We start from the raw sequence: 15,933 nt of genomic DNA on the forward strand, positions 1-15,933 counted from the left end.
TTTGCCATCAGACAAGTTAACTAGCAAAGAGGAATAAATTCTCTCCCATGCACAGATTTTAAGTGTTTTCTGTCTTCAAGACATACACACTCTCTTCCTTTTCAAAAGAGAATTTTGCCTCTTCTTTTGGGAACCTGTAATAGTCTTTATCCGAAGATTCTGAATTCTCCCATAACTGATTCAAATCTAAAATCCTTGGAACAAGAGAATATGCCACAATACGCTGATGATCGACATACAAAACCAAAATATGGATATCACTTTGAGTTAAACTCGAAAGGTTATCATACCCCTTTAGTTCGTTAAAGTTTGGGTCGGCATAAGGTTTCACTACTAGTAAAGAATCCCAATTCGGTATAGAAGCCAGCTCGGTAAAATCTAGTTGGAATTTAAAGGGAATTTGATCGGGGATTACCAAATCAATTTTTTTAGGTGTAAACCGACCACATCCCAAAAAGGCAAGAAAAAAGATGGAAAAAGCGAAAATTCTCATCATTGATCCTCCTTCAAAATGCTCAAAACTTGATCAACTACCAGTTTTCTATCCTCCGAAGAGGTGTAAAAGAATCCAATACGGTTTGCTTCTATATCCTCAATGAGATTCAATAGATTATTTTTATTCCTCACACAATCAATGATTTCATCCACATATCTTACGTATTCGATTTCCAGATCCACGCCCTTAACACCAATTGGGTTCCATTTTTTAAGGACTTCGTTTATTTTATGATTGATATCCATTTAAATAGTCAGCAAAGTTGGTAACTATTTTACCATAATTCCTAGTTCCTGGATTTGTGTCAAATCTAATTCTGATAGTGTCCGTTATTTGGATCCAATTATCTAATTTTCAAAAATTTTACCATCTTTCATAATTGCCCAAGGTTTCAATTTTTCATTTCCTTTGCCGATGTCTCCACCGACCACCTAAAACTAATTCTCAATCCTTCCCATTCCTAAAACTCACATCCGGATATGCCGGCGGTGCAGGTACAGGTCTTGGGTCTTTTTGGATCAACTCTTTCAAATGCTCAATCGCCGCATCCAGTTGGGCATCTTTCCCTTCGAAAGTTGCCTTGGGCAAATTGATCACCTCGATATCAGGAATAAAGCCCACTCCCTCAATCAGCCATTCCACATTATCGCCGTTGTTGGTGTCTTCACCAACAACTCCATAAACCCCATTCATGGGAGCCCTGGCAATCCCATTATCCGAAAGCGTATTGGCTCCGGAAAGCCACACTTCGCCACCCCAAGTTCTCGCACCGATGGCTTTGCCCATGCCCAATCTGCGGAAGCCTTCGGCAAAGGCCTCTCCATCCGAAGCGGTAAACTCATCCACCAGCAAAACCAGATGTCCGCGGAAAGCATAATTCATATTCCAATAGGGTTCTCCTGTTCGGCTTTTCCAATAAAAGAACGCCTCCCGCATCAGCTTCTCCAGGATGAAACTATCAATATTTCCGCCTCGATTATGCCGCACGTCGATGATCAGCCCTTTTTTCTTAAACTGCGGGTAAAAATCCCGGTACCACTGCCCGATATCTCCGGCCGTCATCGCTCTGAGATGCACATAGCCGATGTCCCCGTTGGATTGTTCCTCTGCTTCCAACCGGCGGGTGTATTCCCAGTCATTGTAGCGCAAATTGTTTTCCTGACCCACAGTCATCGGGTAGATGATATGATCACCTTTACCAGCTACCGCTATTCGAACCTGCTTTCTGGCCTTATCCCGAAGCAACACCTGAATATCTGCCACATCCAAAACGGAAGTCCCGTCTATATGCGTGATCACATCCCCTTCCTGTAAGCCTAAAGCTGGATGTGACAAAGGAGATTTTTCATCCGGATAATCCGGATCACTTTGGAAAATGTAGTCGATCTGATACCCTTTATCAGTTTTGGAAAAAAGTCCGCCCAACATCCCAAATTGAATAGAATCATCCCCATCTCGGATATCTCCTCCACCCACGGAGGTATGCAAAACCGAAAGTTCGCCGATCAATTCTCCAATCACATCCGAAAGCTCATTTCGTGTAGTCACCCGATCCACGAGGGGAAGATATTTCTCGTACATGGCATCCCAATCCACGCCATGCATGCCTGCATCGTAAAAATAATCCCGCTCCATTCGCCAGGCATCCGTGTAGATCTGCTTCCAATCCTCTCTCGGATCAATGCTAAATCTCCATCCACTCAAATCCAGTTTGCTTTTGGATAAATCCGAAACCGGCGAAGTGCCTAATTCCACCAGGAAATGATTGGAACCCTGTCGAAGCAAGGCATATTTATTATTCGCTGAGATGGCATAGCTGTTGATTTTATCGGCAAAAACTTTTTGCTCAGCTTTCTCCGAAATCGGCGTCATCATCAGAGCTGGCTCATCATCGTTGGAAGCCCCACCTCCGTAATACACACCCGGACCCGGACCAACTCGATGATAGTAAAGCGCCTTTTCGGTTACGATCAGGTTTTTATAATTTCCCGCCGGCACTGGTACTTCTTGCACCCGATCCATCAATCCCTCCTCATCAATGCTGACCGTGACCTCTTCCTCACTTTTTTCATCCTCGGATTCCAATTCATTTTTCGGAGTAAAAGGAGAAATCAAACCCTTTTGCAAGGGAATATGATAGATTTTCATCTGCTTTTCCCAAAAAGGCTCCGGCTGACGCTGTCCCCAGGGACTGCCGACTTTGGTCTCGAAGTTCCTGTCAGAAAGGAAATAAATCCACTTCCCATCCACACTCCACTGCGGGCTGAGACTATTCGTGCGATCAGAAGTCAGCGTGACGCGTTTTTCGGTGGATGGATTAAATACAAAAAGCTGGGTAAAGGTATTCGAAGCGGCCTGTCCATAGGCCAACCATTGACTGTCGGGGGACCAAGCCATACTTCCAAGCAAATCTTCGTCAGTGATCGAAGCTTTGACGGTTTTTCCCGAATCCATATTTCGGACCCAAAGCTCATTGTTCAGATCATACCAAGCGAGCCACTTTCCATCAGGAGATGGAGTCAAGCCAAAGCGCAAGGTTTTGCCATCTTCAGTAAGCTGTTTACCCTGATCTAAACCTAATCCCGAATACTGATGGATTTCAAATTCCCCGCTTTCATCTGAAAAAGTCAAAATATCCTTCGAGTCCGTAGAAAAAACCGCATCCCGATAGCGCACGCCATCTTTGCGACTTAGCCGAACCATTCTTCCATCCTTAGCCGGAAATACAAACACCCGACCCCGAGCGGTCAAGGCTACTTTTTCCCCATCATTGGAGACCGAAATATTGGTAATGTAGCTGGCTGGATTATCCACCCATTTTTCCCGCATTTGATCAAAATCCGAAACCAAATTGATGGCAATTTTCTCCTTTTGCCCCTCGCCCAAATTCATGCTATACAAGTCTGCACCGGATCGATAGACTAGCGTATTTCCCGAAATCGAATATTCACGCACATCGTAGGACTCCTCCTGCGTATGCTGCTGAATATCCGATCCATCCAGACTCATCGACCAGACATTTTGAATGCCATCTCGGGATGAAATAAAATAGACACGACCATCATGAAAGACAGGATGATGATCTTCGCCGTCATAGTCTTGAGTCAACTTGACCGCTTCTTCAGCTCCCTCACTATATTTCCAGAGTTGCCGGGCTGTTCCGCCCTTGTACCGTTTGGTGACATTACCATGATAGGTTGGGCGTACAAAAAAGTACGTTTCTCCAGCCTCATCAAAGCTTCCCTCTGCTGCCATTTCCAGTGGTACAAAGGACTTTTCCCCCGAGTTAACATCGAAAATCACCGTTCGTAAGCGGGGCAAGGTCGAATACTGATTGGTCACATAAGCCAACTCGCCTTCCGAACGCCACGCCGTCGGTATAGAAGGCATCGGCTCATAGGTCAATCTCCGTGGCAAACCTCCGGTGATCGGCATCAGATAAACTTCCGTAGGTCCCTCATAGCTTGCTGCATAAGCCACCCATTTTCCGTCGGGTGAAATCTTAGGAAAGGATTCATCACCGGGATGAGTGGTAAGTCGAGTGGCCATTCCTCCAGTGATGGAGGCCATCCAGATATCCCCTTCCGATACAAAAACCACCTTGTTTTCGTGGACATCGGGATGCATAAAATAGCCGGGATTGGATTGAGCGCTAGAACCCGACAAGCCTACGGCCATGAAAAGTAGGCAAAAGCACAAATGAGGGTAAATGTATTTCATAGTCTTTGATGAATTAAACTGAATAAAAACCAGGGGTAATCTATTGGATTTTTTTGGGAAAATCTCAGAATTGACCAACAAAGGCTATTCAATTGAATATCAGCGGACGTATTCCAGTATTTTTTTTCTGATTAGCTTACAAATAAATCAATATCGGCTTCTTTTTACAGATAGTTTTGTATTTTTCAAATCAATAGAATTGAATTTTATAAAGATATTGGAGCTCAAAAAATTTAGTCGGATAGTTCTACTGATTAGCATCTGTTTCAGTCCATTAAATACGCTAACCAGCTGCACTTAAAATTATAATCCAAAATGTACAAAACCACCAATTTTTAAACCAATAACATATGACTCCTATCGCCTGGATTTTATGGGGACTTTTAATTCTATTTCTGATTGCTTCTTTGATTTTTGTATTAAAAAATTGGCGGTTACGAAAAATAGCAAACCAAAAATTAAAATCTTTTAATCGCGAATTTACCAATGATTGGTCTGATTCCTTTTTATTGGAAAAGCGAAAACATACCGACCCACTTGCAGATCAAACGGTCGCCATGATCATGCAAAAAAAAGAGGAAGGTGAAATCAACCATCTTTTCGAACACATCACCCGGGACCGGGACCGACTGGACAGCAATGCTCCCGACGAACTCAAGGTCTATTTTGAGCAAAGCAGTAAACTTCCCGAGTGGGCGGATCAAGATTTGATGGCTTTGGGCCAGCAGATCTACCTCCGACATGGATTTTGGGTTTCCCTTTTGCTTTCATACAAATCCCTCCCCGAATGCTATGCTTGCGCACACGGAGCGGAAGTCCTTCATCGCACTGCAAGATTAAATGAACACCATGGGTCTATGGATACCTTTAGTAGAAGAATATCCGAAACCGCCCAGTTTGTAATTTTTGCCATGCTTCCGGGAGGTCTTTCAAAAAAAGGCCGTGGCATGGTAGCCACTCAGAAAGTCCGCTTGATTCACGCCGTCATCCGACATTACATCAAGAGCAAAGGGTGGGATTCGGAAAAATACGGAGAGCCCATCAATCAGGAAGATATGGCGGGTACTTTGATGTCTTTCTCGGCCTTGATTTTGGAGGGAATGGATCAGTTGGGAATCGAACTCGATCCAGTCGAACTCGAAGCCTACATGCACTGCTGGCGGGTAATCGGGCATATTGTAGGACTTGATGATGACATCATACCCGCCAATGCCAAAGATGCCTTGAAACTCGGCCACAGTATCCTGGATCAGCAAATCGCCGAAAGCGATTCCGGCAAAGCTTTAACCCATGCTTTGGTCCAATGGATCAATCTCAAATCGCATCCCTTTTTTACCCCAAAAACCAATATTGCCATCATGCGACTGATGATGGGAAAGGAAATATCGGATCTTTTGGCCGTCCCCGAATCCGATCCATTGCATCAGCTGAAAATCGAAAAACGCATCAAACGAATCGCCAAAATCGGGGAGTTTCTGGACAAAAGCCTGGTCTTTGCCATGGTGCTCCAGTTTTTTACACGATTGCTCTCCCAGTGGATGATTAGCAAAATGACCAATGCCAATGTGATCAACTTCTACCTTCCCAGGTCTTTGACTCAGGACTGGGGAGCTAAAAAAGCACGCTCATGAACCAAGCCTTGATTAATTTTGAGGACTATTCTCTGCCCGGTCTGATTTTCAACGGGGTGGGCTGCCTGTTTTGGGTTGTGGCCTATGCGATATTGGTCTGGGAAATCCGCAAAAAGAAATTCGTCGAAATGCCCGCCTATGTGGCCGGGGCCAATATCGGCTGGGAGTTTGTCTGGAGCTGGATTTACCATCCCAATACGGGTTTACTTTTTGCGCTGAGCTATCAAGCAGCCTTTCTGTTAGATTGCTTCATTTTCTACTCTGTACTTCGATACGGCACCAAGCAGCCGATGAATGCAGAAACCAAAAAACACTTTGCCCTATTCTGCATTATCAATTTTATTTTCTGGATTTTCTTCAGCTATTTCTATCGAAATGAAGGATTTGATACCTTGATCGGGGCCAATTCCGGATACATCATTAATGTTATTCTGTCTCTGCAATGTGTCTTTTTGCTGATGCAAACCAAGGACACCGGGCAATTCTCCATGGTTTTGGCATGGGCCCGAACCTTGGGAACGGGACTGATTACCGTTTCCATGTTCTTCTTTTATCCAGAAAATCACTTCGTCCAGTTTCTGGGGATTTCTTGCTTTCTTTTGGACAGCACCTTTATTTATGTATTGTGGAAAAGACACGGAGCGCTATTTGGCACTCTTAGCAAGGCTTAACTATGTTTAAAAAAATTACAGAGTTCTTTATCCCCTCTAGAAAGCTGGAAACTGGCGATGAGCTACGGTCTGAGCGGATTTTCGTGGCTGTTTTGCTTATTTCATCTATTTCTAATTTCCTCGGAATCGGTCTGGCTTTGGATATCGGCTCAACTCAGAATGGCTATCTACTTCTGATTAATGGTATTATTGGCCTATTGATTCTTTTTGCCTACCGGTCTGGTCTATCCAAATCTATTTCGTCGGCTATCTTTTTGACCCAGTTTGCAATCAGCTTTCCTTTGCAAGCTTGGCTACAAGGAGGCTTGGCCTCCCCTGCAGCCGCAGCACTTTTCTTACTTCCTGCGGTTGCTATGTTGATTTCCGGAAAGCGTGCAGCGATATTTTGGATGCTGGTTTCGGCTTTTTTGAGCCTTGGTCTTTACCTAGCTCAGTTATCCTGGGGTGCACCTGCTCCGCAGTATGATTTGGAGCATATCGAGAAATTCTACTTTTCATCCCTCCTGAGTACCAATATTACCATTTTCATCATTCTTTTAGTATATGAATTGGGGAAATCGCGAGCATTCAAAAACATCCAAGAAAAGAACGAGGCTCTAGTCAATACCCAAGAGCAATTGATTCAGCAAGAAAAACTTGCTTCCCTGGGTCAACTCACTGCCGGTATTGCCCATGAAATCAAAAACCCACTTAACTTCATTCTTAATTTTTCCGAGGTTAATTCCGAACTGGTGGATGAATTGAAAGAAAACCTCGAAAAAGGGGAGCTGGGAGAAAGCCTGGAATTACTTCGAGACATTCAGTTTAACCTCAAGAAAATCCACGATCACGGTGCTCGGGCTGACAATATTGTCAAATCCATGCTGAAGCACAGTCGGGAAGGCACCGGTAAAAAAGAATTGACGGATTTCAATGAACTGATCAAAGAATACGTCAATCTGTCCTTTCATGGTATGAGAGCCGGAAAGGACCCCATCAACGTCAGCATTGATCTTGACCTGGACCCAAAAATCAACGAAATCCTAATTAATGCCGAGGATTTCTCCCGCGTGATCTTAAACCTCTGCAACAATGCTTTTGACGCAATGCGGCAAAGACTCCACGAAAATCCGGGTGAATTCCATGCAAAACTGAAAATCAGGACTTTGAATAATAAAAATACACTTAACTTCGAAGTAGAAGATAATGGCCCGGGGATACCAAAACCCAATTTGGATAAAATCCTTCAGCCTTTTTTCACTACCAAAAAAGGCACCGAGGGTACTGGGCTAGGACTCTCCATTTCCCATGACATCATCAAATCTCATGGAGGAAAAATCACTGTCTCAAGTAAATCAGGTCAAGGAACCATTTTTAAAATCGAATTACCGAATAGCACTCATGAATAATTATTTCAACGTATTTCTCTTTTTTCTATTGATTTTTTTGCCGGGCTGTCAAAAAGAAACACCCGCAGAATCTACTCCTACCCCGACCAACTCAATAGTACCCGAAATCACCGAGATAAGGGATATCGACCTTCAATCGGTTCAGCTTTCGGAATTTCCCCCACCTCTTGAAATTACTCTCTCCACAGGGACCAATGCCCCTCAACCCACTCCCCTTTCCCGGCTGCGAAATGATCAGGGGGAAATCATCAAAAACGAAAATGGAGCCTCATTTATCCTCGGGCAGGGAGGTATTTCACAGTTTAAAAAATACACTTCTGAAGAAGGGCTGGCATTGGATGCCATCAATTGTGCTTTGCTCGATTCACGGGGTCATTTATGGTTTGGAACCAATGGCGGAGGGGCCAGCCGATTTGACGGGATGACTTTCACTACCTTTTCCGATGCCCAAGGATTGGTCGAAAACAGCGTCAGAAGCATTTACGAAGACCGGGAAGGAAATATTTGGTTTGGCACCGTAGGTGGCGTAAGCAAATTTGACGGAAAAGTCTTTACCAATTACTCTGCAGAGCAAATCGGAGATGGGGTCATATTTGCGATTTCTCAAGATGGGGAGGGAAACATGTGGTTTGGCACCAGCGCCATAGGAGCCGTCCGTTTTGATGGGGAAAAGTTTGACGTTTTTGGTGTCGAGGAGGGAATGGGTGACAATCTTGTTGTTCACATTTTAGAGGACTCCGAAGGAATTCTTTGGTTTGGTACTTATGGTGGAGGATTGACCCAGATGATCGATGGAAAATTCAAAACCTTTACCACGGCAGATGGCTTGACCTCAAACCGGGTCCGGAATATCTACGAAGATCAATCCGGCGACTTGTGGATCTCCTCCATTGGTGGCGGCGTGAGTCGTTTTGATGGGGAAAATTTCACCAACTATGGTTTGGAGGATGGACTGGCAGGACTGGTCGTCCGATCTGCGATTGAGGATCGTGATGACAATCTTTGGTTTGCCACGGAGCGTGGAGCGAGCAAATTTGATGGAGAGCAATTCACCAGTTACACCACCGATCAAGGCCTAGCCGGGAATAATGTAATGGGCGCAGTCTTGGACAAAGGCCAAAATTTATGGTTTTTGACCGATGGAGGTGGCGTCAGCCGATTAGACGGGACACATTTCACCAATTTCACCAATGGTCAGGGACTGGCCGGAAACATTGTGCTGAGCATCGAAGAGGATAAAAACGGAGACCTCTGGTTTGGCACCAGCGGCTTTGGCGTAAGTCGGTTTGACGGAGAATCTTTCACCTCGATCAATTCCACACATGGACTGGCCGGGGACATTGTTTTTTGCATGATGGAAGATAAGGAGGATAGGATTTGGTTTGGAACTGGCGGGAATGGAATCAGTATTTTTGATGGAGAAAGATTCATCCAGTTAGACCAAGAAAATGGTTTGGTGTCCAATGAAATATATGCCCTTCTTCAGGATCAAAAAGGAGGTATCTGGATCGGTACGGACTCCGGTCTTCACTACCTCCACGATGGGCAGCTGGACTATTTCAGTGCGGAGGAAGCTTTGGCCGGAGATGTGATTTTGAGTCTTTTTGAAGATCAAACCGGCGCGATTTGGATTGGATCTGTGGATGGAGGGCTTACTCGATTCGATGGGGAAAAATTTCTCCGATTTACCACTTCGCAGGGAATTGTGGACAATGGAATTATCCGGATTTCAGGAGATTTGGAGGGTAATCTATGGATAGGATCTGCTCATGGTCTGAGTTTTCTTTCCCAAGCACAGGTTTCGGAATTGGCTCAAAATCCATCAATCATCCTTCAGTTTCAAAATTTCACCACACAGGAAGGGCTATCCAATAATCTGATCCAGCAAATCGTGCCTCTGCCCGATGGAAAAATAGCCTTGGGATCTAATCTCGGAATCACAGTTTTCAAACCTGAGATCAAGAGTGAAAATGAAATAGGCTTAAGCGAAATAGAGAATTTCAATTCCGAAAACGGCTACCCGGTCAAAGATCTGACCGATGGCCAAAACGGGATGTTTTTTGACAGTAATGGAGTACTTTGGGCGGGAACCGGAAGTTCGAAGACCGGGTTAGTTCGATTTGATTATACCCACTATGAGCCAATCAATCCTCAGCAAGACTTGATGATCAAGCAGATTCGGATCAATGAGGAAGTCATCCCATGGCATACGCTTGCAGGTGAGGACAGCACTAGGTTTGGTGAAAAAGCCTTCTCGGATATATTTACTCAAACCAGCGATGAACTCATCACGCTGGGACGTAAACTAAGTACGGACGAAAGACAAAAACTCCGCGAGCGGTTCAAAGGGATCAGTTTTGAATCAGTCGATCCGTTTTTCCCGATTCCACAAAAACTCAAACTCCCCTATCGGCACAATCACCTGAACATCGAGTACGGCTCCAATGAAATGGCCCGTCCCTTTTTGATCGAATATCAATACATTCTCGAAGGCTATGACCAAGAGTGGAGCCCGGTACTGCAGCGTACCAGCGCCACTTTTGGTAATATTCAGGAAGGAGATTATACTTTCTTGGTCAAATCTCGTTACGCTGGAACCTCCCAATCGAGTGCCGGAGAATGGACCGAACCGATCAGCTTTGAGTTCTCAGTTTTACCGCCTTGGTACCGAAGCTGGTGGGCCTATTTGATTTATGGATTATTGGCCCTTTCGCTGATTTATCCGATCAATATTTACCTGAGAAACCGAGTATTGAAAGCCGAGCGGGAGAAAGCCAAAGAACGCGAACTTCAGCATGCCAAAGAAATCGAAAAAGCCTACGAGGAGTTGGCTTCGACACACGAAAATTTGAAGTCCACTCAATCTCAATTGATTCAGGCAGAAAAAATGGCTTCCCTCGGCGAGCTCACAGCCGGAATCGCCCATGAAATCCAAAACCCACTCAATTTTGTGAAAAACTTCGCCGAAGTGAGTCAGGAATTGATGGAAGAAATGGAAGAAGAAATCCAAAAAGGAGATTATGAAGAGGTTACCTTTATTGCTAAAGATATCCGGGAAAATCTGGGACGAATATCCCAGCATAGTCTCCGGGCCGACTCCATCGTCAAAGCCATGCTTCAGCACAGCCGAACCAGTACCGGGGAAAAAGAGGTGACCGACATCAATGCTTTGGCAGACGAATGTCTTCATCTGAGCTTTCATGGGATAAGAGCCAAGGAAAAAGATTTCAACTCTGATTTCAAAACTGAGCTTGATCCTGAAATCCCGAGACTCAATGTGATCCCACAGGAAATCGGGCGGATTTTGCTCAATATGCTCAACAATGCCTTTTATGCAGTCAACGAAAAAGCGCATCATGCCGAGGGAACTGACTACAAACCGCTCGTACTTTTAAAAACCAAAAAAGTGATCGGGGGCTTGGAGGTCACCATCGAAGACAATGGCACAGGAATCCCCGAAAATATCGTCGGGAAGATTTTCCAGCCATTTTTCACCACCAAACCCACTGGACAGGGTACGGGGCTGGGGCTTTCCCTGAGCTACGATATCGTCAAATCCTATGGCGGAGACCTTCGGGTAAAAAGTAATACCCAAGAGCCCTCCGGGACTGCATTTACTATATATTTACCTACACAACCTGATTAACATGACTATTTTCCCATGATATAACCCAGCATCTATGGAATTAAGCATTATTTCTTTGATTTTACTTTACTATCTGAAGCGTCCCATGGGACTGATTACCGTTTCCCCGGAGTGGAAGCGACTTTTCAACTCCGGAATGGTCTTGGCAGGCGTTCTTTTGATTTTAGCTAGTGTAAAGATCCCTCTGATCAGTCACTTGGCTACGATTATTTCCTTTCTGGTCGCAGCACTGATCGTCTATTTGGTTCTTAAAAACGAGGAACTCCACCATCGCAAAGGGATGATCTATGCTTGGTTACCCATCATTGTCATCAATTTTTTGGGAGAACTCACCCTCCTGATCAGCCCTGATTTTTACGACAGTTGGGAGAATTACTTTAACATCACCGAGTTTTTTGCCTTTATGTGGGCGATTGTCATGTGGATCAACAATACCAAGCAGCGCAAAGCACTCGAAGCCGAAAAACTGAAAGCCCTGCAGCGGGAGGAAAAATATAAAATTACCGAATCGATCAAAGAGCAACTGGAAAAACAAGTCATCGAACGGACGGCAGAACTCACCGCCCAGAAAAATGACCTGGAAAAAGCCCTCCACGATCTGAAAGCCACCCAAGATCAGCTCGTTCACGCCGAGAAAATGGCCTCACTCGGGGAATTGACCGCAGGAATCGCCCATGAGATCCAAAACCCGCTCAACTTTGTCAATAACTTTTCCGAGGTCAGTAATGAACTACTTGCCGAATTGAAAGAGGAACTGGAAAAAGGAAATACCGCCGAGGCACTGGAGATTGCTGTAGATGTATCCAGTAACTTGGAAAAAATCAGCCATCACGGCAAGCGGGCCGAATCCATCGTCAAAGGCATGCTGCAGCACAGCCGGACCAATACCGGAGAAAAAGTCGAAACAGACCTCAACCAACTGGCCGATGAATACTTGCGGCTATCTTACCATGGCCTGCGGGCCAAAGACAAGAGCTTTACCGCGGACTTTAAACTTCACGCAGATCCCAATCTCCCAAAAATCCCGGTGATTCATCAGGATATCGGACGGGTATTGCTCAACTTGATCAACAATGGGTTTTATGCCGCCGCAGAAAAGAAAAATCAACTCAAAGAAGCTAAAGATCCGCTGGCAGAATCCTTTATTCCAAAAGTCACCGTAGAAACCAAAGCCTTGAAAAACAGTGTGGAAATTTCTATCGAAGACAATGGTCCCGGAATCCCTGCAGAAATCCAGTCGAAAATTTTCCAGCCCTTCTTTACCACCAAACCCACAGGAAAAGGCACCGGCTTGGGACTATCGATGAGTTATGAAATCATCACCAAAGGCCACGGAGGGAAACTAAGTGTCAGCAGCAAACCGGGGCTTTTTACCAAATTTATTATCACCATACCTCAAGTTTAAACTATGAAAATTTTAATTGTAGATGATGAGCGGGATGTCGAGGACCTTTTCCGCCAAAAATTCAGAAAGGAAGTCAGAAGTGGCGATTTGGAGCTCGCCTTTGCTTTTTCAGGAGACGAAGCCCTGAAGATTTTGAGTGCGGACAATCCACCCAAAGTGGTTTATGTTTTCTCCGATATCAATATGCCCGGCATGACGGGTCTTGAGCTTTTGGATAAAATCAAGGAGCGCTTTCCGCACATTCAAGTCAGTATGATTTCAGCTTATGGAGATCAGGAAAACTTCAAAAAAGCCATGGATTCCGGGGCCAAGGAGTTTTTCACCAAACCCATCGATTTCATCTCACTGAAAAAAGAAATCGGAAAACTAATTGACAAACATAACAGCTAAATCGACATGGTCAAGATTCTAGTAGTAGATGATGAGGCGGATCTGGAAATACTGATCAAACAGAAATTTCGGAAGCAAGTGCGAGATGAAATATTTGATTTTCATTTTGCGCTGAATGGTAGGCAGGCGCTAGAGGTTCTTGATGCAAATCCCGATATAGACATTATCCTCAGCGATATCAATATGCCCGAAATGGACGGCTTGACCTTGCTGTCCAAAGTCAAGGAAAAAAATTCCCTGCTCAAAACTGTGATCATTTCAGCCTATGGAGATATGGAAAATATACGCACTGCCATGAATCTCGGGGCCTTTGATTTCATCACCAAACCGGTGGATTTTCGTGATTTGGAGATTACGCTGGAAAAAACCATCGCCCATATCGAGCAGATCAAATCCAACCTCCGGGCGATGCGGGAAAATAATATCCTAAAAATGTATGTCGATGAAACCGTGCTCAATTTTATGGGAAACCGGGAAATCGACACAGGACTAATGGAAAATGAAAACGTCGAGGCTACCGTGGCCTTTGTGGATTTAGTGGCTTTCACCAAAATCTCCGAGCATGAGGAAGCCAATGTGGTCGTAGGCCTGCTCAACGAATACTTTGATCTCATGGTCAAGGAAATCATCGAAGAAAAAGGCAGTATCGACAAGTTCATCGGCGATGCAATCATGGCAGTATTTTTTGGGGAAAACCACTTCGAGCGGGCCATTCGGGCTGGCTTGGCGATTCGCGATAAAATGAATGCTTTGCCGGAGTTTTCGACCACCACGCACTTTAGACCTCAAGTTTCGATCGGAATCAATCACGGCGAGATGGTCTCTGGAAATATCGGTTCCCGATCGCTCAAGCGGCTGGATTATACCGTCATCGGAGATGTGGTCAATGTGGCGGCGCGACTTCAGGCAGCGGCCGTTCCGGGGCAGGTATTGATTTTGGAGAAAAATGCCAAATCACTGGAGGAACAGTTCGAATTCAAATCTATCGGCGAAATCAAGATGAAGAATAAGGCACTTCCTGTAGAGGTGGTTGAGGTGGTTTCTGGGAAAGGGTAAGCATTAAGCCGCTGTTCCTTAAATAGGTTTAAGATTTGGGATTAAACTAAGCGAGATTTCAAAAATTAGAATTAGGCAAACAAAATTGGTTAAAAAATTCCTCTAAAATTTTGTTCTTTTATTTTCTTTAAGGAAACCAAAACAAATTTCTATGAAAAAATTATTGTTATTTTCTGGCCTCATGCTAGGAATCACCTCTCTTTTATTAATCAACACCTCAAATTCTAATGCCCAGAAAGGTTTCGCAGGTGCTACTTGTAACGACTCATGTGAATACGCAGACTATAAAAATTGTATCCTTGAAGGTGGACAGGATGAAAATGGTAACGATATTACTGTCATTTGTCATGACATGAGAAAGTATGGTATAAGTTAATATCAGCTTCAAACTAGGTAAAATTAATCAGGAGATCACTTGATCTCCTGATTAATTGATTATTTTAAATCTATCCTATAGACATGAAACCCGTAGCTTCCTTTTTCTTATTATTATTGATTTCAACACTACTTTCTTGTAAAGAAAACAATCGAAATCTTGTAAATTCTACTTATAAAATTCAAGAAAATGATTTTTCCGAAATTGATAGTTTAAAATCAACCCCGCTTTCTCAAATATCAGACTCGCTTTTCATCCCAACCACTTTAACTGTTGTGGATGATCATTTAATTATTTCTGAACGCACAGGTGATTCACTGCTTCATTTAATCAATTTGGAAAATAATAAGAGAGAAGAGTATTTAGGAAGATATTTAAGAAAAGGAGACGGACCAAAAGAAGCACGCCTTGCTTGGAAACTATTTCCAATTGGTAAAAAGGATTTTGGCCTATATGATGCCGATTTAAGAAAGGTTATGAGATTCTACGTGGATTCGCTAATAATGACCAACGAATCAACAGAAGAATTTCAGTTAGATTTTTATGGAAACGGGATTTCCATATTAGATTCCAATTTTTATTATTTAAATGCAAATGACAGATCAAGTCGATTTTTTGCAAAAAACATTTCAAATGGGAAAGTTAAAGGCTTTGGAAGCCTACCTAAACTTAAAAACGATAAATACATTCAAGATGAAAGGGACAAAAACTACCAACTTGAATTTGCTCGATTAGAGCGTTTTGAGCAAAGATTTCTTATAACTTATTATAATATCCCTTATTTAGAAATATATGATTTAAAAAAGAAAAGTCAAATTGGAATTGAATGGTTTGATCCTATGCCGGGCCCTAAAGAGCTTGGTCGACGGACTTACTTTGCTTCAGGGCAAATTTTGGACAATAAAATCTACCTACTTTCTATGGCAGGTAATCCAAATGCTAGACCAAGAAATAATGAGATTTTTGTACTTGACTCTGAAGGAAATCCTCTACAAAAATTAGTACTGGATACAAATATTTTTGAATTTCAGGTATATAACGATATCATTTTTGCTCTTACTTCAGACACAAATTCTTCTGATTTTCAATTGATAAAATTCCGGATGTGAAAAATTATACCATTGGTGCCTTCTAGAACTTTGGAAAAGGAATTT

General features: G+C 43.6%; 12 protein-coding genes. 9 read left to right on the forward strand and 3 right to left on the reverse strand.

Annotated features, from left to right (window positions below):
• Window positions 1-58: 58 nt before the first annotated feature.
• From BM043_RS03210 to BM043_RS03220, 3 genes are all read right to left on the reverse strand, one after another.
• A complete protein-coding gene (locus tag BM043_RS03210) occupies window positions 59-493 on the reverse strand; it encodes a hypothetical protein (RefSeq protein WP_092788823.1) in 435 nt (144 codons plus the stop codon).
• Entirely contained in the window at window positions 493-741 is a 249-nt protein-coding gene (locus tag BM043_RS03215; protein ID WP_092788824.1) for a hypothetical protein, read from the reverse strand. Before BM043_RS03215 ends, BM043_RS03210 begins: the two co-directional genes overlap by 1 nt.
• 199 nt (window positions 742-940) lie before the next feature.
• Window positions 941-4,216 carry a S41 family peptidase gene (locus tag BM043_RS03220; protein WP_245752923.1) on the reverse strand — a complete coding sequence of 1,092 codons (3,276 nt, stop codon included), beginning with the start codon at window positions 4,214-4,216 and terminating at the stop codon, window positions 941-943.
• 350 nt (window positions 4,217-4,566) lie between these two features.
• Here BM043_RS03220 and BM043_RS03230 point away from each other — a divergent pair, with 350 nt between their 5' ends.
• The 9 genes from BM043_RS03230 (at window position 4,567) to BM043_RS03270 (ending at window position 15,888) form a co-directional block, all read left to right on the forward strand.
• On the forward strand, window positions 4,567-5,847 hold the full coding sequence (locus tag BM043_RS03230) for an oxygenase MpaB family protein (protein WP_092788827.1): 1,281 nt from the start codon (window positions 4,567-4,569) through the stop codon (window positions 5,845-5,847).
• Complete coding sequence (locus BM043_RS03235) at window positions 5,844-6,518, forward strand: transmembrane-type terpene cyclase (RefSeq protein WP_092788828.1); 675 nt, start codon at window positions 5,844-5,846, stop codon at window positions 6,516-6,518. The genes BM043_RS03230 and BM043_RS03235 overlap by 4 nt, the downstream gene beginning before the upstream one ends.
• Before the next feature lie 2 nt (window positions 6,519-6,520).
• A complete protein-coding gene (locus BM043_RS03240) occupies window positions 6,521-7,906 on the forward strand; it encodes a sensor histidine kinase (RefSeq protein WP_092788829.1) in 1,386 nt (461 codons plus the stop codon).
• Window positions 7,824-11,552: a two-component regulator propeller domain-containing protein gene (locus BM043_RS03245; protein ID WP_177188416.1), complete on the forward strand. Its 3,729-nt coding sequence runs from the start codon at window positions 7,824-7,826 to the stop codon at window positions 11,550-11,552. The genes BM043_RS03240 and BM043_RS03245 overlap by 83 nt, the downstream gene beginning before the upstream one ends.
• 34 nt (window positions 11,553-11,586) lie before the next feature.
• Window positions 11,587-12,957, forward strand: a complete 1,371-nt coding sequence (locus tag BM043_RS03250) for a sensor histidine kinase (RefSeq protein WP_092788831.1) — start codon at window positions 11,587-11,589, stop codon at window positions 12,955-12,957.
• A 3-nt stretch (window positions 12,958-12,960) separates the two neighbouring features.
• On the forward strand, window positions 12,961-13,347 hold the full coding sequence (locus BM043_RS03255; RefSeq protein ID WP_092788832.1) for a response regulator: 387 nt from the start codon (window positions 12,961-12,963) through the stop codon (window positions 13,345-13,347).
• Between the two features lie 6 nt (window positions 13,348-13,353).
• Window positions 13,354-14,403: an adenylate/guanylate cyclase domain-containing protein gene (locus BM043_RS03260; RefSeq protein WP_092788833.1), complete on the forward strand. Its 1,050-nt coding sequence runs from the start codon at window positions 13,354-13,356 to the stop codon at window positions 14,401-14,403.
• Window positions 14,404-14,554: 151 nt separating this feature from the next.
• Complete coding sequence (locus BM043_RS03265) at window positions 14,555-14,779, forward strand: hypothetical protein (RefSeq protein ID WP_092788834.1); 225 nt, start codon at window positions 14,555-14,557, stop codon at window positions 14,777-14,779.
• A gap of 83 nt (window positions 14,780-14,862) precedes the next feature.
• The gene (locus BM043_RS03270; RefSeq protein ID WP_092788835.1) at window positions 14,863-15,888 is read left to right on the forward strand and encodes a BF3164 family lipoprotein; all 1,026 of its coding nucleotides are present in this window, start codon (window positions 14,863-14,865) and stop codon (window positions 15,886-15,888) included.
• The last annotated feature ends 45 nt before the right edge of the window (window positions 15,889-15,933 follow it).

Source organism: Algoriphagus hitonicola, from assembly GCF_900113375.1.
Taxonomy (GTDB): Bacteria; Bacteroidota; Bacteroidia; order Cytophagales; family Cyclobacteriaceae; genus Algoriphagus; species Algoriphagus hitonicola.

Coding starts and splice junctions, on each gene's coding strand:
- BM043_RS03255 (WP_092788832.1), top strand. CDS start 12,961: ATGAAAATTTTAATTGTAGATGATGAGCGGGATGTCGAGGACCTTTTC.
- BM043_RS03235 (WP_092788828.1), top strand. CDS start 5,844: ATGAACCAAGCCTTGATTAATTTTGAGGACTATTCTCTGCCCGGTCTG.
- BM043_RS03230 (WP_092788827.1), top strand. CDS start 4,567: ATGACTCCTATCGCCTGGATTTTATGGGGACTTTTAATTCTATTTCTG.
- BM043_RS03210 (WP_092788823.1), bottom strand. CDS start 493: ATGAGAATTTTCGCTTTTTCCATCTTTTTTCTTGCCTTTTTGGGATGT.
- BM043_RS03215 (WP_092788824.1), bottom strand. CDS start 741: ATGGATATCAATCATAAAATAAACGAAGTCCTTAAAAAATGGAACCCA.
- BM043_RS03220 (WP_245752923.1), bottom strand. CDS start 4,216: ATGAAATACATTTACCCTCATTTGTGCTTTTGCCTACTTTTCATGGCC.
- BM043_RS03250 (WP_092788831.1), top strand. CDS start 11,587: ATGGAATTAAGCATTATTTCTTTGATTTTACTTTACTATCTGAAGCGT.
- BM043_RS03270 (WP_092788835.1), top strand. CDS start 14,863: ATGAAACCCGTAGCTTCCTTTTTCTTATTATTATTGATTTCAACACTA.
- BM043_RS03265 (WP_092788834.1), top strand. CDS start 14,555: ATGAAAAAATTATTGTTATTTTCTGGCCTCATGCTAGGAATCACCTCT.
- BM043_RS03240 (WP_092788829.1), top strand. CDS start 6,521: ATGTTTAAAAAAATTACAGAGTTCTTTATCCCCTCTAGAAAGCTGGAA.
- BM043_RS03245 (WP_177188416.1), top strand. CDS start 7,824: ATGGAGGAAAAATCACTGTCTCAAGTAAATCAGGTCAAGGAACCATTT.
- BM043_RS03260 (WP_092788833.1), top strand. CDS start 13,354: ATGGTCAAGATTCTAGTAGTAGATGATGAGGCGGATCTGGAAATACTG.